The sequence below is a fragment of the Polycladomyces abyssicola genome, assembly GCF_018326425.1.
Classification (GTDB): Bacteria; Bacillota; Bacilli; order Thermoactinomycetales; family JIR-001; genus Polycladomyces; species Polycladomyces abyssicola.
The window spans coordinates 1,092,690-1,119,636 of sequence record NZ_AP024601.1; the positions used below are offsets into that span (position 1 = coordinate 1,092,690).

29 protein-coding genes are annotated in these 26,947 nt (G+C 48.4%); 26 read left to right on the forward strand and 3 right to left on the reverse strand.

Annotated elements, in window-relative coordinates; all coding sequences use genetic code 11:
• The first annotated feature begins 49 nt into the window (after positions 1 to 49).
• Complete coding sequence (locus KI215_RS05515; protein ID WP_246512207.1) at positions 50 to 1,090, forward strand: threonine ammonia-lyase; 1,041 nt, start codon at positions 50 to 52, stop codon at positions 1,088 to 1,090.
• 40 nt (positions 1,091 to 1,130) lie between these two features.
• Here KI215_RS05515 and KI215_RS05520 read toward each other — a convergent pair whose 3' ends face one another.
• A complete protein-coding gene (locus KI215_RS05520; RefSeq protein WP_212774560.1) occupies positions 1,131 to 1,490 on the reverse strand; it encodes a hypothetical protein in 360 nt (119 codons plus the stop codon).
• 653 nt (positions 1,491 to 2,143) lie between these two features.
• Positions 2,144 to 2,398, reverse strand: coding sequence for a hypothetical protein (locus KI215_RS05525; RefSeq protein ID WP_212774561.1), 255 nt, complete (start codon positions 2,396 to 2,398; stop codon positions 2,144 to 2,146).
• Between the two features lie 439 nt (positions 2,399 to 2,837).
• Here KI215_RS05525 and yhfZ point away from each other — a divergent pair, with 439 nt between their 5' ends.
• The 9 genes from yhfZ to KI215_RS05570 all read left to right on the forward strand — a co-directional run bounded on the left by yhfZ (position 2,838) and on the right by KI215_RS05570 (position 11,274).
• Positions 2,838 to 3,752, forward strand: a complete 915-nt coding sequence (yhfZ, locus tag KI215_RS05530) for a GntR family transcriptional regulator YhfZ (RefSeq protein ID WP_212774562.1) — start codon at positions 2,838 to 2,840, stop codon at positions 3,750 to 3,752.
• Positions 3,753 to 3,766: 14 nt separating this feature from the next.
• Positions 3,767 to 4,126: a PRD domain-containing protein gene (locus tag KI215_RS05535; protein WP_212774563.1), complete on the forward strand. Its 360-nt coding sequence runs from the start codon at positions 3,767 to 3,769 to the stop codon at positions 4,124 to 4,126.
• A gap of 27 nt (positions 4,127 to 4,153) precedes the next feature.
• Positions 4,154 to 4,516, forward strand: coding sequence for a DUF2620 domain-containing protein (locus tag KI215_RS05540; protein ID WP_212774564.1), 363 nt, complete (start codon positions 4,154 to 4,156; stop codon positions 4,514 to 4,516).
• Positions 4,517 to 4,550: 34 nt separating this feature from the next.
• Positions 4,551 to 5,867 (forward strand): YhfT family protein, encoded by a 1,317-nt coding sequence (locus KI215_RS05545; protein WP_246512208.1) that lies wholly within the window; start codon positions 4,551 to 4,553, stop codon positions 5,865 to 5,867.
• 115 nt (positions 5,868 to 5,982) lie between these two features.
• Positions 5,983 to 6,849, forward strand: coding sequence for a phosphotriesterase family protein (locus tag KI215_RS05550; RefSeq protein WP_246512209.1), 867 nt, complete (start codon positions 5,983 to 5,985; stop codon positions 6,847 to 6,849).
• On the forward strand, positions 6,846 to 7,952 hold the full coding sequence (locus tag KI215_RS05555; protein ID WP_212774566.1) for an aminotransferase class V-fold PLP-dependent enzyme: 1,107 nt from the start codon (positions 6,846 to 6,848) through the stop codon (positions 7,950 to 7,952). Before KI215_RS05550 ends, KI215_RS05555 begins: the two co-directional genes overlap by 4 nt.
• Before the next feature lie 8 nt (positions 7,953 to 7,960).
• The gene (locus KI215_RS05560; RefSeq protein ID WP_212774567.1) at positions 7,961 to 9,124 is read left to right on the forward strand and encodes a YhfX family PLP-dependent enzyme; all 1,164 of its coding nucleotides are present in this window, start codon (positions 7,961 to 7,963) and stop codon (positions 9,122 to 9,124) included.
• A 4-nt stretch (positions 9,125 to 9,128) separates the two neighbouring features.
• Positions 9,129 to 10,337: a phosphopentomutase gene (locus tag KI215_RS05565; RefSeq protein WP_212774568.1), complete on the forward strand. Its 1,209-nt coding sequence runs from the start codon at positions 9,129 to 9,131 to the stop codon at positions 10,335 to 10,337.
• A gap of 226 nt (positions 10,338 to 10,563) precedes the next feature.
• The gene (locus tag KI215_RS05570) at positions 10,564 to 11,274 is read left to right on the forward strand and encodes an MBL fold metallo-hydrolase (protein WP_212774569.1); all 711 of its coding nucleotides are present in this window, start codon (positions 10,564 to 10,566) and stop codon (positions 11,272 to 11,274) included.
• A gap of 122 nt (positions 11,275 to 11,396) precedes the next feature.
• Here KI215_RS05570 and KI215_RS05575 read toward each other — a convergent pair whose 3' ends face one another.
• Complete coding sequence (locus KI215_RS05575; protein ID WP_212775080.1) at positions 11,397 to 12,770, reverse strand: MATE family efflux transporter; 1,374 nt, start codon at positions 12,768 to 12,770, stop codon at positions 11,397 to 11,399.
• Between the two features lie 419 nt (positions 12,771 to 13,189).
• Here KI215_RS05575 and ruvC point away from each other — a divergent pair, with 419 nt between their 5' ends.
• The 16 genes from ruvC to KI215_RS05655 all read left to right on the forward strand — a co-directional run bounded on the left by ruvC (position 13,190) and on the right by KI215_RS05655 (position 26,861).
• Positions 13,190 to 13,696, forward strand: a complete 507-nt coding sequence (gene ruvC, locus KI215_RS05580) for a crossover junction endodeoxyribonuclease RuvC (protein ID WP_212774570.1) — start codon at positions 13,190 to 13,192, stop codon at positions 13,694 to 13,696.
• On the forward strand, positions 13,693 to 14,319 hold the full coding sequence (ruvA, locus tag KI215_RS05585; RefSeq protein ID WP_212774571.1) for a Holliday junction branch migration protein RuvA: 627 nt from the start codon (positions 13,693 to 13,695) through the stop codon (positions 14,317 to 14,319). Before ruvC ends, ruvA begins: the two co-directional genes overlap by 4 nt.
• A 12-nt stretch (positions 14,320 to 14,331) precedes the next feature.
• Positions 14,332 to 15,330 (forward strand): Holliday junction branch migration DNA helicase RuvB, encoded by a 999-nt coding sequence (gene ruvB / locus KI215_RS05590; protein WP_212774572.1) that lies wholly within the window; start codon positions 14,332 to 14,334, stop codon positions 15,328 to 15,330.
• The gene (locus KI215_RS05595; protein WP_212774573.1) at positions 15,327 to 15,545 is read left to right on the forward strand and encodes a DUF2905 domain-containing protein; all 219 of its coding nucleotides are present in this window, start codon (positions 15,327 to 15,329) and stop codon (positions 15,543 to 15,545) included. The genes ruvB and KI215_RS05595 overlap by 4 nt, the downstream gene beginning before the upstream one ends.
• A gap of 61 nt (positions 15,546 to 15,606) precedes the next feature.
• A complete protein-coding gene (queA, locus tag KI215_RS05600; protein ID WP_212774574.1) occupies positions 15,607 to 16,638 on the forward strand; it encodes a tRNA preQ1(34) S-adenosylmethionine ribosyltransferase-isomerase QueA in 1,032 nt (343 codons plus the stop codon).
• 131 nt (positions 16,639 to 16,769) lie between these two features.
• On the forward strand, positions 16,770 to 17,903 hold the full coding sequence (gene tgt, locus KI215_RS05605; protein WP_212774575.1) for a tRNA guanosine(34) transglycosylase Tgt: 1,134 nt from the start codon (positions 16,770 to 16,772) through the stop codon (positions 17,901 to 17,903).
• A gap of 62 nt (positions 17,904 to 17,965) precedes the next feature.
• The gene (gene yajC, locus KI215_RS05610; protein ID WP_212774576.1) at positions 17,966 to 18,310 is read left to right on the forward strand and encodes a preprotein translocase subunit YajC; all 345 of its coding nucleotides are present in this window, start codon (positions 17,966 to 17,968) and stop codon (positions 18,308 to 18,310) included.
• A gap of 176 nt (positions 18,311 to 18,486) precedes the next feature.
• On the forward strand, positions 18,487 to 18,753 hold the full coding sequence (locus KI215_RS05615) for a hypothetical protein (protein ID WP_212774577.1): 267 nt from the start codon (positions 18,487 to 18,489) through the stop codon (positions 18,751 to 18,753).
• A complete protein-coding gene (locus KI215_RS05620; RefSeq protein ID WP_212774578.1) occupies positions 18,716 to 20,554 on the forward strand; it encodes a BglG family transcription antiterminator in 1,839 nt (612 codons plus the stop codon). The genes KI215_RS05615 and KI215_RS05620 overlap by 38 nt, the downstream gene beginning before the upstream one ends.
• Before the next feature lie 48 nt (positions 20,555 to 20,602).
• Positions 20,603 to 21,091, forward strand: a complete 489-nt coding sequence (locus KI215_RS05625; RefSeq protein WP_212774579.1) for a PTS sugar transporter subunit IIA — start codon at positions 20,603 to 20,605, stop codon at positions 21,089 to 21,091.
• Positions 21,088 to 21,363, forward strand: coding sequence for a PTS sugar transporter subunit IIB (locus KI215_RS05630; RefSeq protein ID WP_212774580.1), 276 nt, complete (start codon positions 21,088 to 21,090; stop codon positions 21,361 to 21,363). Before KI215_RS05625 ends, KI215_RS05630 begins: the two co-directional genes overlap by 4 nt.
• 27 nt (positions 21,364 to 21,390) lie before the next feature.
• Positions 21,391 to 22,773 carry a PTS galactitol transporter subunit IIC gene (locus tag KI215_RS05635; protein WP_212774581.1) on the forward strand — a complete coding sequence of 461 codons (1,383 nt, stop codon included), beginning with the start codon at positions 21,391 to 21,393 and terminating at the stop codon, positions 22,771 to 22,773.
• Between the two features lie 200 nt (positions 22,774 to 22,973).
• The gene (locus tag KI215_RS05640) at positions 22,974 to 23,801 is read left to right on the forward strand and encodes a 1-phosphofructokinase family hexose kinase (RefSeq protein ID WP_212775081.1); all 828 of its coding nucleotides are present in this window, start codon (positions 22,974 to 22,976) and stop codon (positions 23,799 to 23,801) included.
• Positions 23,753 to 24,403, forward strand: a complete 651-nt coding sequence (locus KI215_RS05645; protein ID WP_212774582.1) for a class II aldolase/adducin family protein — start codon at positions 23,753 to 23,755, stop codon at positions 24,401 to 24,403. Before KI215_RS05640 ends, KI215_RS05645 begins: the two co-directional genes overlap by 49 nt.
• A 336-nt stretch (positions 24,404 to 24,739) precedes the next feature.
• Complete coding sequence (locus KI215_RS05650; protein WP_212774583.1) at positions 24,740 to 26,209, forward strand: FGGY-family carbohydrate kinase; 1,470 nt, start codon at positions 24,740 to 24,742, stop codon at positions 26,207 to 26,209.
• Positions 26,202 to 26,861, forward strand: coding sequence for a histidine phosphatase family protein (locus KI215_RS05655; RefSeq protein WP_212774584.1), 660 nt, complete (start codon positions 26,202 to 26,204; stop codon positions 26,859 to 26,861). Before KI215_RS05650 ends, KI215_RS05655 begins: the two co-directional genes overlap by 8 nt.
• Positions 26,862 to 26,947: the final 86 nt, after the last annotated feature.

The window sequence follows — 26,947 nt, forward strand, 5'->3', positions numbered from 1 at the left end:
TTCCGATGTTTAGTAGTTTGAACTTTCATTCTAGTTGGGAAGATATGAGATGTCAACCTACAACGAAAGGATGAAGCGTGTGGAAATCTCCGTTCACGATATCTTCCGGGCGCGTCACCACATCGAACATTTCGTCGATCGGACCCCTTTGGCCCCATCGGTTCCACTCAGTAATTTGATCGGGGCACAGGTGCGGTTCAAGTTGGAAAACTACCAACGAACTGGTTCGTTCAAGCCCAGAGGGGCGATCAACAAGATGAGAATGTTGTCCGAGGAAGAAAGAAAAAGGGGTGTGATCGCCGCATCCGCCGGGAATCACGGGTTGGCGGTAGCGTATGCGGCGGGATTGGTGGGTACGTCGGCACAGGTGGTGGTACCCGAACGAACACCCAAGACCAAGGTGGCAGGCATTCAGCGATTAGGAGCGGAACTGGTGTTTCACGGGACCAACTATGATGAAGCGGAAGAATATGCGTACCGATTGGCAGCGGAAAATGGCCGGTCATTTATTCATGCCTATGAAGACCAGCATACCATCGCCGGGCACGGTACGATCGGACTGGAAATCTTACTTGATTGGCCTGAGGCAGATGTGATCGTAGTTCCGGCCGGAGGTGGCGGATTGATCCTGGGTATCGCGATCTTGGCCAAATCGGTTCGTCCAGATATTCGGATCATCGGTGTGCAGAGTCATGCCTCCCCGCCGTGGTACTATTCGTTCCGTGCAGGACGGATGGTGGAAGTAACGTATCGAGAGTCGCTCGCCGAAGGTTTGCATGGGGGCATCGGTCAAAAGATCTTTCCATTGGTTCTGCATTATGTCGATGATTTCGTACTGGTGGGGGAAGAGGAGATTGCCGAGGCCATGTGTTGGATGGCTCGTCAACACCATCAGAGGGTGGAGGGTTCCGGTGCCGTCGGAGTGGCTGCATTGCGTAACGGGCGTATTCCGGATATCGCCGGTAAAAACGTGGTCTGTCTCATCAGCGGGGGCAACGTGGATGACGAGCGGTTGTTAGGATTGTTGGAGGCTCAAGAAAGAGTGGAAAAAACCGCAGATCGTGGTTTATCCATAACGCCCCCCAGTTAAGGGGGGCTAATATAATCCGATTGAAATCAACTACAGTATCTCAGCGTCTCAAACTACCGCTCTTCGGATATTTATACACCACAAAATCTTTGTGATAGATTTCTCTGAGCAACTGTTTTGTTTCTGAATCATAAAAACTGTCAACAGTGGGTAATTCCCCTCCCAATGCAACATATGTCTTTGAAAAAGGAACCTCTGCAAATTCTCCCGTCATGGTCATTTTATTGGACTGATGATGAGCAGATCTTGTAATGAGGGAGAGTGGAAATGGTCTCAAACCATGTTGTTTTTCCAGTTTGCCAATTTCTTGTTTAAACCGCTCGAGATACAGATAACGACGAACAATTGTTTCTTCTCCCTCCATATACTTGCGGAGCAATATGTGGGTCGATTGCACCATGTCTTTTCAGCTGTTTTTTTACCCAATACAAATAAGGTTTAAATGCTATTTTCTCGTCGGGCATCGAAACTCCAAGCATCTCTTTGTGCACCACTGTAGCAATAAAAGAGCTGACGGCTCTTATATAGGGGTTTCTTACCAGTTTATAAGTTTGTTTTTTCCTTTTAATAACTGGTTAACCAGACGGTGCTGGTAATTATTTCTGTTTATATACTCAATTCTATCGTAATGAACCCAGTCATATTTACGTGGATACTTGATGTGATAAAAGAACCATTTTGTCAGGGATGTACAGCCACATTTGGCACTCCAAAACAAGATCAAGGGAAAGGAAGGATGAAAAAGCGGCACTGTCCTGGTATTTCTGCTGCATTGCTTGCCTGAAATACTTTAATGGGAATACAAAATAAACCTAAAGAGTTTTAGCGCATGTTCAACAAGTGTTACAAACACTTAGAACCACAAGAAGCATGCCTATGAAGTAGTACTTTGTAAACATGCGCTGACAGTACCTGTAACTGACCTTTTACGGGTGGATATCCCAGATGTTTGCAGCAAGTAAATCAGAAAGAAACGGGATGCTCTATTAAGCATCCCGTACTGTCGTTTTATACGTACATAACCGCTAAAGAACCAGCTAAAGGTTTTTTCCGTTATGTGATGAATTCCCCCGCAATGCACCCCAATATCAAGATGCAAAGTGAAACCCAGTAAGAGACCTTGATCCTGTCCAGGCGAACCAGCCGCAACAGTCCGTCAATCAACAGCACTGCACAAACAACAATCAGCAATGAGAAATACCACGACAGCCCTGGGACGATGTGATCCGTGAATTTTCCAATGACGAAGGCGATGGGAAGAAGGAAAGAATCGCTCAGGGGAACCGATTTTTTTAACTTAGCTATCAAAGGATTCCCTCCAACCAACATAGATATATACCATCATAGATGATGAAACTTGAATGAAAAAGAGGTCCTTCCCTGCTACAGACACAAAAAAAGCCAATGAAATCTACGAAGGAGTACTTCATAGACTCAATGGCTTTTTGCTTGACCCTACTGCAGTTTACGGTAAAGGTCGCTTACAGGTAGGTGCTTTTTTTTCGTCTTGTGACTTGCTCTACTGGACTTGGCGTGTGGTGCTAAAATGGTTGTGAAACTCCCAGTACCTGCCCCCAAATCAATAATATCTAAACCTTTAACCGGCTTGATTTCTTCACTGAGAAAGGGTTTACTAAACCAATTTTTTAGTATAGGATTTGATTAAATATTATTTATATTCTGCACAATGCACAATGTACAATATCTTGTATTTTGTATAATGACCAATTTAGAAAGGATGTGGTCGATGAGAGAGGCTTTATTGCAAAAGAGCGCGATTGCCGTCATGAAATTGGCACGGGAACTGATGCCCTTGAAAAAGGGAGATAAAATCTTAACCATCTCCGATTATGTGGATAAACTGAACATCTCAAGAGGAACCATCCAAAACGCCTTCAGTTATTTAAAAAAGCAAGAAGCGGTCATATTGGAAAGCAGAGGACATCTGGGGACGTTCATAGTTGAAATCGATTATAAGAAACTGTGGGAGCTGACGGGAATTGGTCTCTTGACCGGTTCTATGCCGCTTCCTTACTCCAAACTATATGAAGGCCTGGCAACCGGATTATATAAATCGTTTACAAAAGCTGGTTTGGATTTCAGCCTGGCCTATGTACGCGGATCGAAGTACCGCATTCGAATGTTGAAAAAAGGGGCTTACAGCTTTGTCATCACCTCCAAACTCGCCGCGAAGCAAGCGATGGAGAAGGGGGAAGCGGTTGATATTTGCATCGACTTTGGCCCGCACACGTATTTGTCCGAACACGTCGTCTTATTTGCATCACGCGATAAAAATCGCATTGAAAATGGAATGAAGGTTGCCGTTGACTCCAATTCCTTTGATCAATATTTCATTACCCAACAGATCTGCAGGGACAAAGACATAGAGCTGATCGATATGCCTTATAACCAAATTGTTAGTGCAATAAGCGATAAAAGAGTCGATGCTGGTGTCTGGAATCTGGATGAAGTGAAAGAGAAAAAGTTGGACCTTCATTACCGAACCATCAATGATTTAACAGGCGAAACGACACATGCGGTGTTAGTTGTTTCAAAAGAGAACAATGGAATTGTAAATATTTTACGAGGTATTTTAGACCCTGTTTACGTCACCAATATTCAAAAACTGGTCGTGCGAAACCAGATGATTCCCAGTTACTAAAATGGAGGATATCCATGGATCTGTTGCAGCAAAGAATTGATCTTCTGCATCAATCCGGGCAGATTGACGTTCAGACCAAAGAATCTTTACATAACGTCTTGCGCTTGCTGAACCAGCAATTTGGGATGGATCTGAACGAAGAAACCGGTTCGATGATGATCACTCATCTGGCGATGGCGGTATCCCGTCAGCTGGAAGGAAAGAGCATCAAGGAAATGAACGAGGGTCAGTATTCAGAATTGCGAGATGATGGGGATTTTGAAAAAGCGAGTCATATATGGAAGGCCGTTCAAGAAGTGCTCCCTGTTCCATTTACCACCGCTGAAAAGCAGTATATGTTACTTCATCTGGCTGCTTTATTAAAACAAATCTGATCATGGAAACGTGAAGGAGTGAAATAGGTGAAAAAGATTGTTGTAGGTGGTTATTTGGAAAAGGAAAAGATCGCTGAGATGATCAAGGAAATCGGCAAAGATCAAGTGAGTTTGGAGATTAAGTCTGACTTCGAGGCGGCGATGGCAGTAAAAAACAACCAGGCTGATTATTATTTTGGCGCATGCAATACCGGCGGCGGAGGCGCACTTGCCATGGCCATTGCCATGCTGGGAATGAATCAATGCGTGTCCGTATCGACTCCCGGAAAGATGCTCAGCGACGAAGAGATTCTTCAAAGCGTTAAAGACGGCAAAAAAGCGTTCGGCTTTACGCCGCAACATGCAGAGCAAGTGATTCCTGTCATTTTAAATGCAATTTTAAACGGATGAACACTGAATCATGTGAGGGACCGGAGGGATTCAAATGTTTGAAAATACCGAACTCATGAGGTATTTCGTCATCGCGCTCATCGGCGCGATCTCAGCTGTTCTGGTAAACCGGAACGTTGCCGTATTTAACGACGGACTCCGGCCGATCATGCCGGAATTTATCGAAGGTCGCATGGATCGTAAAGCTCTTGCAGCCACAAGCTTTGCGCTTAGCTTCGGACTTGTCGTCGGTTTTGGGATTCCCTTTTCGATCGGTACGAATATTCTTTTGATCCATAGCGTCCTTCTTGGTACGGACATCATCGGTACCTGGTTCCCATCAAGCAAAAAAGGTTTTGTGCTTTCCGGCGTTGTCGGAGCGCTTTACGGAATGGGGCTCGTTTATGGACTGGAGCTGATTGTTGATACCTTTAAGAAATTGCCTGTCAACTTCATCCCGGCCATGGACGCTGTTGGTGCGCCTGTTATTACGGCTTTTGCCGCATTCCCCGCACTTGTTGTTGCCATGCAATACGGGTTTAAGAGAGGAATTCTGACTTTTATTCTTACGTTTTTAACACGTCAATTCTTCGCCTATTACGGAAACATAAAGATGGGAGCAACGGCCGTTACATTAAATGCTGACGGGATGGCATTGCTGGTTGGCATGTCGATGATGATCTTTTTTGCCATTCGCCAAAAAGCGGATCCGAATGAATCGGGAGCAAATGCTGCATTGTTAAGCTTGTTTGCCGACCGGGTGGCTCAAATTAAAAAGAACATCTGGTTTCTCGCGGTCAGCGGGGGGTTGATTGCCGCTGCGGCCAGTATGCTGATGATGGCTGGTGACCCCATTTCGTTAAACCTGGTAAAACAAGGGAACCTCTCGGCGGCCAGCATGACTTCATTGGCCCGGGCGATCAGCTTTGTCCCGCTGGTGGCGACGACAGCCATCGTCACAGGCGTATACAGTCCGGCGGGAACTAAATTCGTTTTTGTAGTGGGCTTCCTGTTCCCGCACAATCCTCTCCTCGCTTTCATTGCGGGTGCGCTTACTGTGATGTTCGAAGTTTACACCCTTGATTTGATTGCAAAAGCGCTTGATAAATACCCGGGCATGAAAGCAGCCGGTGAGCATATTCGCGTCGCCATGAACAAGGTGTTGGAAATTTCATTGCTTGTCGGCGGTATGATGGCTGCTGACAAAATTGCACCGGGATTAGGTTTTCTATTCGTGGCAGGGATTTTCACCTTGAACAAATATATGAAAAAGCCTGTTGATGACATGGCTGTGGGCCCGGTTGCCGCCATATTGCTGGGTATTATCGTCAATATTCTGTATGTTGTCGGTCTGTACGTCCCGGGTAAATGATTCATCTGCATATGATTCCAGCGAAGGGAGAGAGATTCAACCTCTCTCTTTCCTCTTTACTTGAGCAAATGATCATTTGGTGATAGAGATGGAGTACATCGATGGATATACCTTTATGCATGAACATATTTTTGTCGACCTGTCCGGAGTCAAAGAAAACCTTGACTGTCGGTTGGATTGCTTTGCCGATACAGTGGAGGAATTGAAGCGCCTTGCCCGGCAAGGGGTTCGCAATATTGTTGAGGTTACCAACATCGGCATGGGGCGCAATGTGGAATATATGGAGCGGGTTGCCAGGGAATCGGGAATGAATCTCATATATTCAACCGGGTTTTACAAAGAGCCTTTTTATCCGGAATACGTAAAAGAAAAAACAGCGGATGAGCTCGCTGCCATCATGATTGGAGATATCGTAAACGGCATGGATGGGACAGGTATCAAGGCAAGCGTCATCGGTGAGATCGGTTCTTCCAAAAATGTGATCAAGCCGACCGAGGAAAAAGTGTTTCGTGCTGCAGCCAAGGCCCATCTGGAGACGGGAAAAGTGATTACCACTCACACGACTTTTGGAACCATGGGGTTGGAGCAGATCCGATTATTGAAAGAGATGGGTGTAGACGTGAATCGGGTCATTATCGGTCATGTCGATTTAAGCGGTGATTTGGAGTATATCCTGCGTCTCATCGACAGCGGCGCTTACGTACAATTCGATACCATCGGTAAAAACAATTATTTGCCGGATGAAACCCGTGCCGATATCCTGGCTGAAATTGCGGGGCGCGGGCTGGATGAACGCGTGATGCTGTCTTTGGACATTACGCGTAAATCCCACTTATTCAATCACGGGGGAATCGGATATACCTATCTGATCGACCATTTCCTTCCCATGCTGAAGGAACGGGGAGTCAGGGATCAAGCGATTGAAAACATGCTTAGATGGAATCCGCAAAGAATTTTGAAAGGAGGAATCATTGCAGCATGAAGACCTTTCCGTTGCCCGGCTTGACTTTACAAGAAGCAAAAGAATTGCAATTTCGCCTCGTAGATGAAATCACCCGCGAGTTTCGCGGCAGTGAAATTTTGACGCGCGGTGATCTTGGCGTCGTCAAAGGATTAAATAAACCCAGAATCACTGAAAAAGTGGAGAAAGTATTGGCACGGTTTTTCCGCACCGATAGTTGCATGCTGGTGCGTGGTGCAGGAACCAATGCGATCCGGATGGCGCTGTTTTCTTGCGTGAATCCCGGTGACCACATCCTGGTTCATGACGCTCCGATTTACCCTACCACCCAAACGACGATCGATCTGTTGAATTTACAGGTCGTACGCGCCGATTTCAACCGGACGGAATCCATTGTAGAAACCCTGGAATCGAATCCAAATGTGAAAGCGGCTCTTATTCAATATACCAGGCAGAAAATGGATGACCGTTATGATATGAAAGCGGTGATTGAAACGATTAAATCCAACAGACCGAATCTGCCCGTCGTAACGGACGACAATTATGCCGCCCTGAAGGTGAAAAGAATCGGTGCAGAGCTGGGGGCGGATCTCTCTTGTTTTTCTTTGTTTAAATTGCTGGGTCCGGAAGGGATCGGTTGCATCGTCGGAAAAGCGGAGTATATCCGCAAACTGGTTCGACAGAATTATTCCGGGGGCTTACAAGTTCAGGGATATGAAGCATTGGAAGCGTTGCAAGGTTTGATCTATGCACCCGTTATGCTTGCGATTCAAGCGGAAGTCAATGAGCGTCTGGTTACACGTCTGAATAACAAGGAGATTGCCGGTGTGAAAAGAGCTTTTCTGGCCAATGCTCAGTCCAAAGTATTGCTGGTTGAATTTGAACAGGAAATTGCGGAAAAAGTGCTGGAGGAAGCTGAAAAACTGGGTGCGGCTCCGTATCCTGTTGGAGCTGAATCGCGGTATGAATTTGTGCCTATGTTTTATCGCGTTTCCGGAACGTTTTTGGCCGCAGTCCCCGCGTTGGAGAAGCGGATGATTCGCATTAATCCGATGCGCAGCGGTGAGGAGACGGTCTTGCGGATCCTGAAGTCTGCTATCGAAAAAGCCGTAGAGAGTATGTAGGTGATGATATGTTTCTGGATGTAACCTTGCGACGCAACAGAGCGCTTGTAGACTACGCATTCGAATTGCACCAATCCGGGGCCATTTTCCCCGATACGTACGTGATTGATCTAGATGCCGTCGTTGAAAACGGAAGCCAGATGATCCGGGAAGCACAAAAACATCAGGTCATGTTATTCGTCATGACCAAACAGCATGGCCGCAACCCGATTGTGACACAGGAACTGATGAAATTGGGATTTCACGGTGCTGTTGTTGTCGATTACAAAGAAGCGAGGGTTCTTCATCAACATCAAATTCCGATCGGGCACATCGGCCATCTTGTGCAAATTCCTTCCGGATATATGGATGAAGTGATCGGGATGAATCCGGGTTTCATCACCGTGTACAGCGTTGAAAAAGCGAGAGAAGTCGATGAGGCATGCCGGAAAAGGGGAAGAAAACAAAATGTTTTCCTTCGCATCATCGATGATGAAGATGTGTTGTATCCGGGCCAATACGGCGGTTTTTACCTGAATGAACTAAATGAAGTGATTCCCCAAATCCGGCAGTTATCTCACATTCAGATTGCCGGCCTGACCTCTTTTCCTTGCTTTCTCTACAGTGACACGGAGAAAGATATCATCCCGACCAAGAACGTTGCCACATTGAAAAAAGCAAAAAAGTGCCTGGAAGAACGATTGGGTATGGAAATTCCGCATCTGAACCTTCCATCTGCCACTTGCACAAGTACGATCGCCAAAATCCGCGCCAATGGCGGAACGCAAGGGGAACCGGGCCACGGACTTCTAGGATCGACCCCTATGCATGCGAAATATGAGCTGATTGAGCGGCCGGCCATGGTGTATGTCAGTGAAGTGTCTCATAACCTGGGTAAGAAAAGCTACTGTTATGGTGGTGGTCACTACCGCCGATCTCATCTGGAAAATGCCCTGGTCGGAAAGAGCTTGCAATCAGCGGTTCGGGTTAAAGCAGAGATGTCGGACCCGCACAGCATTGACTACCATATTGGCTTAAATCAACCTCTAACCATCGGCGATACAGTGATCATGGCTTTTCGTTCGCAAGTGTTTGTCACTCGCAGCGATGTGGCCGTGGTGAAGGGCTTATCCAGCGGAAAACCGGAACTTGTCGGAATTTTTGACAGCTTAGGTAAAGAGATTGGCAGGTGAGAACATGGGAAGGTTTATCATCGTAGTATTGGATAGTTTTGGAATCGGATATATGGATGACGTTCCCAAAGTCCGTCCGCAAGATGTGGATGCCAACACATGTAAGCATATTCTCGAAGCCAGGACTGATTTATACTTGCCGAATTTAGAGAAATTGGGAATCATGAACGCGCTCGGGGAAGAAGTGGGCAAAATGCGCTTTTCTGAGAGAGCTGTTTACGGCAGTTCCGATTTGATGCATTTTGGAGGCGATACCTTTTACGGCCATCAGGAAATGATGGGCACACTCCCCAAAAAACCGCTGATTCAGCCTTTTAACGAAGTGATTGATGAAGTGTACGCTGCCCTGAAAAAACAGGGATATGAAGTTGAGTATGTCGGAGATGATCTTAAAATCCTGATGATCAACAACTGCGTGACCGTTGGCGACAACCTGGAGACGGATCCCGGGCAGGTATATAATATCACGGGATGTTTGGATGTGATTGATTTTGAAGGCATCGCAACGATTGGTAAAGTGGTCCGAAGTGCGGTGAGTGTCTCCCGTGTCATTGCCTTCGGCGGCAAAGATGTCACGATCGGGGACGTGCTGGCAGCCCGGAAAGAAAAAGCGGGAAAATATGCAGGGATTGACACACCTCAATCAGGGGTATACAACAGGGGTTATCAGGTTATTCACTTGGGATATGGAGTTGATCCCGAGGTACAGGTACCCACCATCCTCGGCAAACAAGGCATCCCGGTAGTTCTGCTGGGCAAAGTGGCGGATATCGTAGAAAATCCTTATGGCACAAGCATTCCCGGTGTGGATTCGGCCTGGTTGTTTGAACAGACCATCGAACAAGTGCGCAACATGCGCCACGGTTTTGTTTGCTTAAATATCCAGGAAACGGATCTTGCCGGTCATGCCGAAGATGTGGATCAATATGCCGACCGCCTGCAAATATCTGATCGTTATCTTGGAAAGCTAATGGAAGAATTGACCGAAGATGATGTTCTGATCGTGATGGCTGACCACGGAAATGATCCGACCATCGGCCACAGCAATCATACACGGGAAAAAGTACCCATTTTGGTCTACAAAAGAGGCCTGACTTCACGTACCATCGGCCATCGTAAAACCATGTCCGATGTGGGAGCTACAGCTGTTCAATATTTCGGTGCAGGAAAAACACAGAACGGTGAATCGTTCTTATTCTTGTTACGAAGTTAATAGGCTGGGAGTGCTGTTATAAACGTCCCTCCCTTTTTTCTAACAAAAGTATCGATACCTAGAGCGCGCCGATCACATAAAAATAACTTGACAAAATAATATAAATATGTTAAAATAAAATTTTATTTTGAAATTAATTATGCAGTTTGGTATCATAGTAGTGTAGCTACACAAAACCAAACATGAGGATGGAGGAACCCTGAAGCAAATAGCCGAAGGATTGGAAATGTTGGGAATTACGGCGAATCTGATGAGAGAGCAGATGACGATTCATCCGGCCCTGATCTGGGAAGAGGATACTGTTATCTTGGTGGATGCAGGGTATCCCGGTCAACTCCCCCTGTTTCGTGAGGCGATGGAGGCGGCCGGTGTCCCTTTTGAGAAGCTCCATAAAGTGATTCTCACGCATCAGGATATTGATCATATTGGATGTTTGCCCGATCTGCTCAATGCGTCTCCTCAAAAGGTCGATGTACTGGCGAGTGAACTGGAAAAGCCGTATATTCAGGGTGAGAAGCCTTTGATCAAACTCGAGAAGGTCATGGCCCGACTGAATGATTTCCCACAGGAACATCGTGAAGGATTAAAACGGGTGTTTGAAAATCCGCCCAAAGCTTTGGTGGACAAAACGGTGGCAGATGGAGAGGAGTTGCCGTTTTGCGGTGGAATCACCGTTATTCACACGCCGGGTCATACCCCTGGACATATCAGTCTGTATCATCAACCAAGCAAGACCCTGATCGCCGGAGATGCTCTGGCCGTCGTGGATGGTCAGTTGGTTGGACCGGTACCGCAATATACGCTGGATATGGATGTCGCCATTCAGTCGTTAAAAAAACTGGCGCAATATGATATTGAAGCGGTCATCTGCTATCACGGCGGCCTGTATCGGGAGAATGTCAATCGCCGTATTGCAGAATTGGCCGACGGTCGTTAAGAAGTCGATGAGAAATGGACCGGCGCTGATCTTCCGCCATGATAAATGGAAGATCAGCGCTGTTTATTGAAGTGTGTGATCGACCGGTTCATCCTTCACTTACGTATGGGTTTGGATCACTGTCACGTTCCCCCCGCCGGTTCCGGCCCGTCAAAAAAGCGCTGATGTTGGCGGTTGATCCAGAACAGGCGGTAGTAGGTATATTGGGCTGCCAATCCAAACGCGAACGCAATGGGGTACGCCATCCAGATCCCACGCAGACCGATAGTGTGAGACAACAGAAAAGCAACCGGCACCTCGACTCCCCAGATGGTGATAATGCCGATCAGTGTCGGCCAGAAAACGGTGCCGCTCGAGCGCATCACACCCGAGAGGATCATCATGTTGCCGAAGATCATGAACGACCACAGTGTGATATACAGCAGTTCTTCCGCGACCGACAGCGTTGCGGGATCGGTCAAAAACCAGGACAAAATGCTGCGGCTGAACATATAGACGATCCCGGTCAGCAGAATGCCAATCACGTAATTCAACATGACGGCGCTTTTCACCAGGAGCCGCAGTCGGGCCTGTTTTCCAGCACCGATCAGTTGTGCGCCGAAGATCCCGGAGGCGATCCCCAAGCTCAGCGCGGGCATTTGCACGTAATTGATCACTTGGATGACTGCGCCATAAGCGGCGGTGGCATGGGCGCCGAACCGGTTGACAAATGTAACGACGGCCACTTCGGACAACGAGACGAAAATCATCTGGATTCCGGTTGGCAAGCCGATTTTGATCAGCAGTTTGACGATTTGCGGATCCAGTCGCAGTTTTTTAATCGTCTCCCGATCCAGCGCCAGCGGGTGACGTTTCCATCCCAGATAGGCGATGGTGACGATCAGTGTAATAATGGATGATACCACCATGGCCAGTGCGGGACCTTTCACACCCAACCGGGGCAGGCCACCCCATCCGAAAAGGAAAACGGGGGTTAAACCGACGGTCAGTATGGTGCTGAAAAGCAGTAAATAAAACGGGGTTTTGGCGTCTCCTGTCCCGCGCAAAAAAGTGGTGTAGTTGATATACAGGAAGAAAAACGGGAGTCCCGTAAACAACACATGGGCGTAGCCGATCGAATACGGGATGATGGATGCCGGTGTTCCGATCAGCTCCAGCAATTCGCGGGCGAACAGGTTGCCGACTACGGCCGTGAACAGTCCCAGGATAAAGGCAAAGGTCAAGGAGGTCCCGACTGTCGCTTTCATCCGCTCCGTATTGCCGCTCCCGTAGGCTTGACCGATCAAAACAGAACTGGCGCTTCCCAGTCCGATGATAAACGAGATCAGGAAAAACGTCACCGGAAAGACGGCACTGGCTGCTGCAAGTGCATATTCTCCGAGACCTCGTCCCAACAGGATGGAGCTGACCGTTCCGCCGATGGATTGCAGGATGTTGCTCAACATGAGCGGGATGAGGAAGAACAGCAGGGACAGCCACATCGGGCCTGAGTCCATCGCCCCCCGACCCCACCCGCGGTTGCCTGATGGCACGCCCTGAGCAGGTCCGGTTGGTTGACCGGTCGCCTCATCAGTTGGGGACGGGTGGAGTTTGTTGGGAGCGTAGACCGCGGTTTCACCGGAAGTACGGAGATCGGAGGTTGAATCGGTTGCGGAAGATGCCGGATCACGTGCCGTTGTGGAGTCAGCTTTGTCGGATTCTTTTTGATCCCCTGTGTTGGTGTGGTTCTGATCGTCGATCGGTTTCAAACGGATACACCTCTTTTATTAATGGACTGAAATTCCTCGTCTTTGTCAGGATATGACAAATCAATATCTCCATTATAAACTTTGTTGGGGGGAAATAGGGAGGGGGATGTTGTGATATAATCGACACACGGCAAACGAAAACATGTTCGCAACAGAGGGGGAACGTTGTGAAGATCATGGGTATCGACCCGGGCATCGCCATCGTCGGTTACGGCGTATTGCACCGTCAGGGAAATCGCCTCAGGGCTGTCGAATACGGCAGTATCCAGACAGAGGCGGGTCTGGCGACGGCGACCCGGTTGAAGCAGATTTACGACGCATGTGGAGAGTTGTTTCAAAAGTATCGTCCGGATGTGGTGGCGATCGAAAAGCTCTTTTTCAATCGCAACGTGACCACCGCCTTCACTGTCGGTCAAGCACGCGGCGTGATTATGCTGGCCGCAGAAGAGGCAGGGGTGCCGATTACGGAGTATACGCCGTTGCAGGTAAAAATGGCAGTGGTGGGTTACGGACAAGCAGAGAAGCGGCAGGTGCAGGAAATGGTACGCATGTTATTGTCCCTGCCCGAAACGCCCAAGCCGGATGATGTGGCCGATGCGCTGGCCATCGCCATCTGTGAGGGACATTCGTCCACATGGGTGAACCGGTTGAAACAGGGGGGCTGGAAACGTTGATCGAGTTTTTGGAAGGAACCGTCGCCTACGCCGGAGCGGATTACATCGCCATCAACGTGTCGGGTGTGGGCTACCGCGTGTTTTGCGGTAATCCCTATCGCTGGGAACCCAATGTGCAGACACGGGTCTACACGCATCAGGTGGTGCGGGAGGATGCCGTTACTCTCTACGGGTTCCCGACCCGGGAGGAGCGGGATTTGTTTCGAATGTTGCTCGATGTGTCCGGGATCGGTCCCAAAGCGGGACTTTCCATATTGGCTGCAGGAACGCCGCGTCAGGTCGTGCAGGCGATCCAGCAGGAAAACGTCGTTTTTTTGACCAAACTGCCGGGGATTGGAAAAAAGACGGCGCAACGATTGATACTGGATCTGAAGGACAAATTGAAAAAAGCGGGCTGGGTCCATGCGTTGATGCAACAGCCAGACGATTCGGCAGAAGGACCGGTCGAAACGCCCGTTTCCTCCGGAGGGCGTGTGGGTGAGGCGATTGAAGCCCTGATGGCCCTCGGATATAATGAGGAAGAAGCGGCTTGGGCCGTCGAAGAAGCGCGTAAACAGTGGGAGGACGAGCCGGAGCTGGACGAGTGGATCCGGCGGGCGTTGCAACTGTCGATGAAACGATAGGGGGATGTGAGCGTGGAGGAACGGATCATTTCCGCTCATATGGCGGAAGAGGATGCGACGGTGGAGTTCAGCCTGCGCCCCCGTTACCTGAGCGAATATATCGGTCAAACGCGCGTGAAGGAAAATTTGAAAGTATACATAGAAGCGGCCAAAATGCGGGGCGAAGCTCTGGATCACGTGTTATTGTACGGCCCGCCCGGATTGGGGAAAACGACACTGTCTCACATCATCGCCAACGAGTTGGGGGTGCATATCCGGGCCACGTCCGGTCCGGCAATCGAGCGGCCCGGGGACTTGGCGGCCATCTTGACCAACCTTCAACCGGGCGATTTGTTGTTTATAGATGAGATTCACCGTTTGAACCGATCCGTGGAGGAAGTCTTGTATCCCGCGATGGAGGACTTCGCACTCGATATCGTGATCGGAAAAGGTCCCAGCGCCCGGTCGGTCCGGCTTGATTTGCCGCCGTTTACGCTTGTGGGTGCCACGACGCGGGCTGGTTCGCTTTCATCCCCTTTGCGGGATCGTTTCGGAGTGGTCAGTCGGTTGGAGTATTATACAGAGGACGAACTCACTCTGATCGTGCAGCGGGCGGCTGATTTGCTCGGGGTGGCCATCCGGGAGGAAGGCGCTGTGGAAATCGCCCGGCGGGCGAGAGGCACACCTCGTGTGGCCAACCGCCTGCTGAAACGGGTACGGGACTTCGTCCAAGTGCAGGGTGACGGTGTGATCACGGGAGAAGCAGCCCGGGATGCATTGGACCGGATTCAGGTGGACAAAATGGGATTGGACCAGATAGACCACAAATTGTTGTTGTCTATCATCGAAAATTTCCGTGGGGGACCTGTTGGTCTGGAGACGATCGCGGCCACGATCGGTGAGGAGGCGCACACGGTGGAAGACGTCTACGAGCCGTATCTGATGCAGATCGGTTTTCTCCAGCGTACCCCCCGCGGCCGTGTGGTCACCCCCAAATGTTACGAGCACTTCGGATTGGAGATGCCGACATGAATCCGTTTGCCAAAACGTTGATCGTCTTGGGAATGGTACTGGTAGTGATTGGCCTTCTGTGGCAGTTCGGCGGGCGTTTTTTCCCCTTCGGTCGACTGCCCGGGGATATCGTCGTCGAGAAAGAGAATGTACGGTTCTACTTTCCGATCGTCTCCAGTATCGTACTCTCCATTTTACTGTCCCTGATTCTCTATTTGGTGCGCCTGTTCCGTTGACGGGGCGGGCGTTTTCGTTTCAGGCGAACCCAGTTTCATCAATGGAAAGGACGTCGGTGACATGGATGTATCGATGTTTGATTTTGATTTGCCGGAAGAGCTGATCGCACAGAAGCCCAACCCGGAGCGATCCGCGTCACGGCTGATGGTGTTGCATCGGGATACGGGGGAGGTGGAACACAAACGATTTCCCGATCTGTTGGACTATTTGCAGCCCGGTGATGTGCTGGTGTTGAACGACACCCGCGTCCGCCCTTCCCGTTTGATCGGTGTCAAGGAAGAAACGGGTGCGAAAATTGAATTGCTGTTGCTGAAACCATTGGGGAATGACCGTTGGGAAGCGCTGGTCAAACCGGCGAAGCGGGTAAAGCAGGGAACCGTGATCACCTTCGGCGACGGTCGCCTGACCGCAGTCTGCGAAGGGGAATCCGAGGTGGCCGGCGGTCGTCTTTTTCGCCTTCAATATGATTCGGATGATGTGGAATCGCTGTTGGAAGAGCTGGGACAGATGCCGTTACCGCCCTACATTCGCGAACAATTGGACGATCCGGAGCGGTATCAGACCGTCTTTTCGCGGGTGGTGGGCTCAGCGGCCGCACCGACGGCTGGATTGCACTTCACGCCCGCGTTGTTGGAGCGTATCGAGGAGAAAGGCGTCCATATCGCATATATCACGCTGCACGTCGGTTTGGGCACGTTTCGGCCGGTCACGGCGGAGAAGGTGGAAGACCATCAGATGCATGCCGAATATTACGAGGTGAGTGAGGAAACTGCAGAAATCATCCGTCGGGCCAGAGCTGAAGGTGGGCGCATTTTTGCCGTGGGCACCACCACCGTACGCACCCTGGAGACAGTTGCTTCCCGGTTTGGCGAAATCCGGGCGACAAGCGGCTGGACCGACATCTTTATCTACCCCGGATTTCGTTTTCGCGCAGTGGATGCAATGGTCACCAATTTTCATCTTCCAAAATCGACGCTGATTATGCTGGTCAGTGCGTTTGCGTCACGGGAGCAGGTGCTCGCGGCCTACCGTGAGGCAGTTCGGGAACGTTACCGATTTTTCAGTTTTGGTGATGCGATGTTGATCGTGTGACCATTTCCGGCTTGTGATTCCTTTCCCGGCCATCTATAATGAGAAAGGCAACGAAATTCAACAACAATTTCACTTTCAATCGGTTGAAGGTGATTGAAACAAGGTATAATGGTAATGAGTAGGTGGGGCTATTGGCCGTCAAATATGAACTGATCAAAGTATGCAAGCAATCGGGAGCCCGATTGGGTCGTTTACATACCCCGCACGGCACGATCGATACACCTGTATTCATGCCTGTCGGTACCCAAGCCACCGTCAAGGCGATGAGCCCGGAAGAATTGAAAGAGATGGGCGCCGGTATCATTCTCGGCAACACCTACCATCTTTTTCTTCGCCCGGGTTATGACATCGTCCGGGAAGCGGGCGGCCTGCACGGATTTATGAACTGGGACCGTGCCATCCTCACCGATAGCGGTGGGTTTCAGGTGTTCAGCCTGAGCGATCTCCGGGAAATCACCGAAGAGGGCGTCTCCTTCCGATCACACCTGAGCGGGGAAAAATTGTTCATCAGTCCGGAGAAATCCATCGAGATCCAAAATGCGCTCGGTGCGGACATCATCATGGCGTTTGACGAGTGCCCGCCCTATCCGGCTGATCGGGAATATGTCCGGGCATCGACCGAACGAACGGCTCGTTGGGCTGAACGGTGTCTCAAAGCGCATCAAAGACCGGATGAGCAAGCGTTATTCGGCATTGTGCAAGGCGGGATGTACCAGGATCTTCGGGAAGAGAGCGCACGCCAGTTGACGGCTCTCGATTTTCCGGGATATGCAGTGGGGGGATTGAGCGTTGGTGAACCCAAAGATCTGATGTACGAAGTGTTGGAGTACACCACGCCCCTGCTGCCGGCAGACAAGCCGCGGTATCTGATGGGGGTGGGTTCACCTGATGCCCTCATCGAAGGAGTCATCCGAGGGATCGACATGTTCGATTGTGTCTTACCGACGAGAATCGCCCGCAACGGCACGACGATGACGAGCCAAGGGCGGATCGTGATACGCAATGCCAAATATGCCCGTGATTTTACCCCCCTCGATCCCGAATGTGATTGCTATACGTGTCGCAACTACACACGGGCGTATCTGCGTCATTTGATCAAGGCGGATGAAATCTTCGGGTTGCGCTTGACGACGTATCACAACCTGTATTTCCTGCTTAACATGATGAAACAGGTGCGTCAGGCGATTGCAGAAGATCGGTTGTTGGATTTCCGCGATGCATTCTTTGAGAAATATTATGGTGCCAATCAAGGACGCGGCTTTTGACGGTGATTGCTTGATGGTGTGTTTTCTCCGCCGATGCCAAACATTGGCGGCTGGCTTTTAAAATGAATGAAGGAGGAACAACAGTGAACAACGCTTTTTTGGTACAAATCGCACCGCTGATTCTGATGTTTGCCATCTTCTATTTCCTGTTGATCCGTCCCCAGCAAAAGCGGCAACGGGAACGCAACGCCATGCTGGCGGCGTTGAAACGTGGTGACAAGGTCGTTACCATCGGCGGATTGCACGGAACGATCACCGATCTGACCGATGAACGTGTCACGCTGAAAGTGAGCGACAACACCCGGTTGGTGTTTGAACGTTCCGCGATCAACGCGGTCTTGAACAAAACGGAAGATACGAAGGACGAGAAAAAGGAAGAGAAGAAAGAAGAAGAGAAGAAGGATTGAGGAAAACCCCCGGCGCATATTGCCGGGGGTTTCGACTTCTCGGCCGGTTTGCTATTCAATGTCTGCGATGGGTCTCATCACAATCATGTATATACACATGATGAAAAATCGGGATGAAAACGCATACAAAAAGTCGGGCCCATCCGATAAGATAATGTTAAGGAAGGAGGGATGGGATGATACTTGATGACCGCAGCATCAAGCTACTCAAAGAAATCCTGATGTCACCAGGAATCAAAATTTCTGAATTACAGGGAAAATTCGCTTTGACTCGGCAACAGGCGTATTACAGTCTCAATAAGATCAACGATTGGCTCTCGGCAAATCATCTCCCCGTGATTCAAAAAAACGGTCAGTCGGGGGTGATGGTCGATCCCATCGTCAGCCAGATGTTTCCCGGAGCTGATGGCTGCATCAAGTATGATCGATTATGTTCCCTCTGAAATGGAGCGGTGCAAACTCATCTTGTTGATGCTGCTCGGCCGGCAGAATGATATCTCCCTGTTCCACTTATCCAGCGCCCTCAAGGTGAGTCGCAATACGGTATTGCTGGATCTGAAAAATATCAAGGAAATGTTGAAGGGTGAAGATCTACATTTGGCATATACCCGGCGTGGCGGGTATGATCTTCACGGCCAAGAAATGGAGAAACGAAAATGGCTGATCAAACTGGTACGGGAAGTTTTGCAGATGCCCAATGGGAAATCGTGGCTGTTATCCGTGACAGAGCTGTCATCAGATGAGGTAACGCTCATTCAAAAAAGAATTGAACAAGCGGAAAAACGTCTGCAAGTACGGTTCACCGATGAAATACTGGAGGAATTGCCTTATATCTTTTCCCTTCTAAACAGAAGGATCAAAAGAGGACAGATTCTTCAACATCATGAGCTCGATCATCAGGATATTCGGAATACACGGGGATATCAGATTGCCAAAGAGCTGTTTGGTCAGGATGATTGGAGCGAACCCGAGCTCCTTTTTATCGCGTTGCAACTGTTGTCTTCCAATCTGCTGTCAGCTACTCCCGCCAAGGATGAGCAAACGGCTCGATTGACGGCAGCGATTGATCAGATGTTGCAAACGTTTGAGCAATTAGCCTGTATTACCTTTCACGAAAAGGAACATCTGATTGAGCGGCTGTTATTTCACTCGCGGCCAGCCTATTATCGCATCAAATACGGCTTCCCCTTCGACAATCCGATGTTGGATGTCGTTGTAAAAGAACATGGTGAATTACATCATTTGGTCAAGAAATCGATCCACTCATTCAAGGCGTTGTTAAAAAAAGACATACCAGAAAGTGAATGCGCTTACATCACCATGCTGATCGGAGGTTGGTTGCAAAAACAGGGGGATGCACTATCGGAAAGATGGAAAGCGATTGTGGTGTGTCCGAATGGGATATCTGTTTCCAAGCTATTGTTGGAAACGTTGCGTGAACTTTTTCCCGAGTTTATATTCCTGGATGCCATTTCCGTTCGGGAATTTGCCGACTATCAACTGCATTACGACCTGGTATTTTCCACGGTGTTTCTAAATACGGACAAGAAATGGTTTCTTGTCAAACCGCTGCTCTCGGCTGAGGAAAAACGCCGCTTGAGAATGCGTGTCTCGCAAGAGTTGTTGGGATTCAACCCGATGCAAATCGATCTGGAACAATTGATCGGGGTGATTCAACAACATGCCGCGATTGAGAACAAAACCACATTAAAAACTTCGCTCAAGCGCTTTTTTCAGGTAAAATCATCTCCCTATATCCTTGAAGATCGAAACAGGAAAAAACCCGATTTGGCCGATCTGTTGACCAGCGAGACCATTTTGATAAACAAGGGCGTTTCTACTTGGCAAGATGCCATTCATCTGGCTTCGACACCCTTGATCGACATGGGATCGATTGATCCCGGTTACGTTGACGCCATGATTCGCATGTACGACCCATCCCAACCCTATATCGTGATTGCGCCCAGGGTTGCCCTTCCCCATGCTAGACCGGAAGACGGGGTTTCCCGATTGACGATGAGCATGCTGTGCATGGAAGAAGGGGTGGAATTTGCCAAAGGGTTGACAGTAAATGTAGTGATCGTGATTGCAGCCGTTGATCGGAAACAGCATCTCAAAGCGCTCATGCAATTGAATCAACTCGTGTCGGATCCAGTCAATGTGACTCAAATCATACAAGCCGGAAATAAAGTGAGTATCCTTCGTTTGGTTGAAAAATATTCCAAATTAAGCGAAGTCAGCTGATAGATAAATGACGCGAGGAATGAAGATGTCAATTTTGAGAAAAAGAGGGTGGGTACGATTTTCAGTGACTTTTTTCATAGAGAATTGATTTTCACCGACGTGGTTTATGCTGACCGAGAGGATCTGCTGGAGAAGATTTCCCGTTATTTGTGGGAAAAAGGGTTTGTCAAAGAGAGTTTTCGAGAAGCCATTCTGGAAAGGGAAAGAAAATATCCCACCGGGTTGCGCATCCTTCCACACCATGTGGCGATTCCGCATATAGATCCGGAACACATCAAAACACCCTTTATCGCGATGGTTCGTCCCAAACAATCGATTGAATTTATAGAAATGGCTACCCACGATCAAGTGATTGATGCCCGACTCGTCTTTGTACTCGGTTTGAAACAATCTGCAGATCAAGTGGAGCTGCTACAAAGCCTGATTGAACTGTTTATGAAACAAAAGGTGATGGATCAATTACTAAAGGAACATGATGTCGAGGTCATCATGAGTTCGTTGGAAAAAAATCTCTCTGCAAAGGGGTTGAGTGTATGAAAAGAGTGATTGTAGCGTGTGGCTCTGGCGTGGCGACGAGTCAAATGGTCGCATCCAAACTCAAAAATCTGTTACAGAAACGAGGGATACCGGCGCAGGTAGATGCCGTAGATATCAAATCCCTGGATCGACACATCAAAAACTGTGACGTGTATGTATCGATTACGAAGCCAGACAAGGATTATCCCGTTACCGTCTGCAGCGGAATTCCTTTTCTAACGGGTGTTGGTATGGATGCAGAGCTTGAAAAGATCATCCAGGCATTGAAATAATTGGCCTTATTAAAAGGAGGTTCCAATATGGAAGTACTCAAAAACGCGATTCATTTTGTATTGGACCTTGGTGCCCCTGTGTTCGTGCCGTTGATTATGATCATCGTGGGCTTGATTGTCCGCATGAAATTTAGAGATGCTTTTTCATCTGCATTAACCCTGGGATTGGCTTTCATCGGAATGAACATGGTCGTCGGTTTCATGATGGATTCCATCAGTCCGGCAGCACAAGCGTTTGTCAAGAACAGCGGCATCAACTTAAATGCTATTGATGGGGGCTGGACCCCCATGTCCACTCTTGCATGGGCATGGCCGCTGGCTTTCCTGATGTTCCCTGTTCAGATCATAATCAATCTCCTCATGTTGGCGTTTAAACAAACAAATACACTCAACGTGGATTTGTGGAACGTGTGGGGGAAGATTTTTACCGCGGTTCTCGTGATCGGGGTTTCCGGTAACATCCCGCTTGCCTTTTTGATCGCAGCCATTCAGGTAGTGCTTGAACTGAAAATGGGAGATGTCAACCAAAAACAAATCCAAAAATTAACGCAAATCCCTGGCGTCACTTGTACCCATGGGATGACACTTTTCAATGTATTTTTGTATCCCATTAACCGATTGCTGGATTATATTCCGTTCTTAAATAAACACATTGACGCCAACTGGTTGAAACAAAGGATCGGAATATTCGCAGAAAATCATGTGATGGGGTTCATCATTGGAGTCCTGATCGGAACTTTTGCCCAGTATCCGCCGCAAAAAATTCTCATCCTGGGGGTGCAAGGGGCAGCAGCCTTGACGCTGTTTCCCATGGTGGCCCGCTTGTTCATGGAAGCACTTGCTCCACTGTCAGATTCCATCTCCGAATATATGAAACGAAAGTACTCCGATCGTCAACTATACATCGGCTTGGATTGGCCGTTTATGGCAGGTTGCAATGAATTATGGGTGGCTATGATCATTTGGGTTCCCATTACCTTGTTATGGGCAGTCATCCTTCCCGGAAACAACATTCTACCCTTCGGAGGGATCATCAATCTCTCGCTGGCTGTACCAGCCCTCATTGTAACAGGTGGAAATCTACTGCGTATGATCGTGCTCGGCGTGCTGACAACACCGGTTTTCCTGTATGTAGCGACTTACTTTGCACCCACCATCACCAACCTGGCGAAGGACACCCATGTGATCAATATAAAAGATGGCCAGTTTTTATCGTGGAGTTCGATTGAATTACCCGATTTTCGTTATATATTCGCTCAAGCATCCAACATCGTTCACGGGGAGTTCCTGGGTCTGGTTTTGGCCATTGGATGGTTGGGGCTTTTCTACTGGTATTACAAGGGCATGCAAAAACGTGCGAATCAGCTTTCGACGGAACTTGACGGAACGAGTCATCACATGTCTTTGTGAATCTCCGGCTCTTTCCGACTTCAGGAAAGGTGTTAGAAAGATGATTTATACGGTGACGCTGAATACCGCGCTCGATCGGATCCTTCACATCAAGGGAACGATCGAGCGCAAAAAGAACAATCGAGTATGTAGTGTAGAATATGATGTTGGCGGCAAGGGGACCCATGTGTCCCTGGTTTTGTCAGCATTGAAGATCCCCAATTGCTACGGGATTTGTAGGGGAAAACAAGAAAGATCAATTCATTCAACTGCTCGAACGAAAAGGTGTCCATTGCGATTTTGTGGTTCAGAAAAACGCAACCGTCCGCGAAACCTTGGTGCTGTTGGACAGTACGGGTGAAGGGAGTTTGATGATCACTGATTCGGGGTTTCAACCTACTGTGGAATCGATCCAACGACTGCATCAAAAACTGAACCAGCAAATTCAGCAGGGGGACTGGGTAGTGTTTGCTGGAAGTCCCCCGGAAGGTTTTTCTCCGGATGATTATCGTGAATTGCTAAAGTGCGTGGTCGAAAACGGTGGCCGATTGGTGGTAGATACAAGTGGACAGTATCTGAAAACAGCCATTCCGTTGCGGCCGTATCTGATCAAACCCAACGAATACGAATCCCAGGAATTGGTAGGCAGGACACTGAACACAGTGGATGAATACGTGAATGAAATAAAACGATTGATGGCGAAGGGAATCAAGTATGTCATCGTTTCCCTCGGAGATAGAGGCAGTCTGGTGGGTCACAACGGGGAAGTCTTCCAAGTGCTCCCCCCATCCATCGAGGCACGAAATGATACTGGTTGTGGAGATGTCTTTGTAGGAGGCATCGTTGCCATGTTGAGCAGGAAAGCAGACCTCGAAGAAGCCCTTCGTTTTGCAACAGCGTTGAGTGCCTCTAAAGCCACTCATACATCCAGCTCATCTTTTTCGTTGGAACAGACGAGACAACTTGAAAAACAAGTTCGGATTATAAGGAGGGAGAGCGTGTGTTGTACTTTGAAGAGCGAAAAGACTTGTGCGAAGTCGCAAGGATGATGTTCGATCGATTGTTGACCAATGCGGCCGGGGGCAACATAAGTGTAAAGATGAGCGATTCAAGATTTATCATGACGCCTTCCCTCATGTCGCAACAAAAATTTTGCCGTTTGAAACCGGAAGAAATCCTGGTTGTAGACTCGAATGGGAACATTTTAGAGGGAGACGGACAACTTACCCGTGAATTTAATATGCATATGGCAGCCTATGATGCCATGCCAGACGCAGGTGCAGTCATACACGCCCATCCGAAGGAATCCATGGTGTTCGCTTCTTTAGGGCTCGAGATGCCTCATATGTGTGAAGCTACACGGAAGCTTGGAGAGATACGTACGCTTGAGTATGCTCCGGCTACCAGTAAAGATTTGGCGGACCGTGTATATGCTTATCTGAGAAGTCGAGCAGGTGACATCCCTGTAGCCACCTTATTACGTGAGCACGGGATTCTTGTGATCGATAAGACTCTTCGTAAGGCTTACGATATGTTAGAGAGAATTGAATTCAACGCCTACGTAAATATTCAAGCAAAGTTGTTTGAATTGATGGGTGCTGTCAAAGGGGACAATCATGTTCACTCTTTCAGTTATCACTCGGAGGAGTAAGGCATGGACAAACGGTTACAAATTGCTTTGGTTATGACAGCACTTGTGACATTAATCTTAGGAATGTACTTTGATCATTTAATAATCAGTCTTGGGTCACTCATCATCACGCTGTACTTAAAAACTCGACTTTCGCAGACCAATACCGGTAGATAAAGCTTGAAGTAATTGAGTGCTCCAGAATGGCTAGCCATTCTTTTTTGTTTTGCCGAACAAACACAGTTGTCACGTCAGAACGCCTATGGCTTCTGCGGCATGTAAAAAGCCCGTTAGGGGTTAGTTTGTTTCGATCCCTTCCAGACTGAATACACCTCATCTAATTGGAGGTTAGATCCAGTGAACAGCTCGCCTATTTTTTTGGGAGTAGATATCGGAACTCAGGGAATTCGGGTCGTAGCAATTGACCAGTTCGGAAATCTTGTGGGCTCACGAGAAGAGACATTCGAACTGGATGAGCGAGCCAGACAGGAACAGTCTCCTGAAAAATGGTGGGACGTCCTATTGCGTGTGATGGGAGATCTGGCACACCAGCTCCGATCAGTCGGGAAACTTGATGCCATCAAAGCCATGTCGGTAACGTCAACGTCCGGTACGATGATTCCCTTAGACTGTAATTATCAACCGCTTCATGATGCCATCATGTACAGTGACAAACGTTCCGGCGCGGAAGCCGAGGTTTGCCGAGAGGCGGCTTTCCACGACTGCAGGGAAGGTTACAAAGATTTTCACACGTCGAGTGGGTTGCCGAAGATTTTATGGTTTATCAATCATTACCCTAAAAAAGCTGAACACATCCATGTCTGGGCTCATGCCGCCGATTTTATTTTGGGAAAGTTAAGTGGCGTATGGGGTGTAACGGACTATACCAATGCGCTGAAAACCGGCTATGATCTTACCAACTTGTGCTGGCCTGATTATCTGTTTCAAAAACTGTCCCTTCCGAAGAACTGGTTTCCCAACGTTCTCCCCTCTGGGACACCGATAGGTCGAATTTTACCAGAAGTAGCCGAGATAACAGGCCTGCCAAAAACGATTATGATCGTTGCCGGTATGACAGACGGATGTGCTTCTCAAATCGCTTCAGGAGCGATCCATCTCGGCGACTGGAACACGACGATCGGTACAACCCTTGTAATAAAAGGCGTGACCAAGAATAAAGTTGTTGACCCGCTTGGCCGGATTTATAATCATCGCCATCCGGAAGGATATTGGATGCCAGGTGGTGCGAGTAATGCTGGGGCCGATTGGGTCACTAAGGAATTTGGAAACGCCGATCTGGAAGCGTTAAATAAACAGGCAGAAGGCATCATTCCAACTTCTTTTATGGCCTATCCGTTGCATCAAGAAGGGGAACGCTTCCCCTTCATCGCGCCGCAAGCAAGAGGTTTTGAACCGAAAGGGCTTTCAAAAGCAGAGGCTTTTGCCGCTAAGATGGAAGGAGTCGCGTATCTCGAACGCTATGCCTATGAAATGATTGAAGCGCTTGCGAGTGAACAGGTTAACGCTGTTTTCACAGCAGGCGGTGCTAGTAATAGTGATGTCTGGTTAACTATCCGAAGTAGCGTATTGCAAAAGCCGATCTATAAAATGAGACATACGATGGGTGCCGTTGGCGCGGCAATTCTCGCAGCTTCGCAAACGAGCTTTTCAAGTATAAGCGAGGCCGGAAAAGCGTTAACAGTTTGTGAAAAACAAGTGGAACCTTCGAAACAGCTCATTTCACAATACGACGAAAACTACCATCGTTTTATCGAGATACTTCAAGACAAAGGCTATATTTCGAAAGAGGGGAATGTTGTTGGCTAGGATTTATTTATTGCGTCATGGCGAAACTGCATGGAATGCATCAGACTACCGATATTGTGGTCGAACTGATATTGAACTTTCAGATAAGGGAAGAAAACAAGCAGAATTAGCTGCTGTGTATTTAGAAAAAGTGCCCTTTGCTGCTGCGTATGCTTCTCCCTTGTCTCGAGCCTATGAAACAGCAAGAATCATTGCAACGAAGCACCAGCTGTCGGTTGAAAAAGATGAGCGGATTATCGAAGCAGATTTCGGCCTATGGGAAGGAAAAGCAAAAAAGCAGTTTATTGAGGAAGATCCAGCAGTATGGGAGGAATGGTTGAACGATCCGGGAACTACTCAGGCAGGGAGGATAGGAGAAACAGCTGAACAAATCTTTAACAGAATGAAAGCTTTCTTTGACGAAATCGCGGATAAACATAAGGGGCAAACAATTCTTGTCGTCGCACATAATACGGTTAACCGTATCTTTATTGCTGGATCGCTTGGAATGCCTTTCAGGAATTACAGGAGCATTCATCAAGATAATACCGGAATCACGGTGTTTGAGAAGGATAGCGAATCCATCAAATTCTTCAACATCAATCTAAATACTCACTTGGAAATATCCGGTGATGAGAAGATAGAAAAAACAAACTGTATTGAAAGACATTGAAGGAAATGATGGAGATGGGCGGTTTTTCATCCAAAGTCGGAGTTTTAACCTCGTTACTTAGAAAAGCGGATTTCTCTACTGGCATA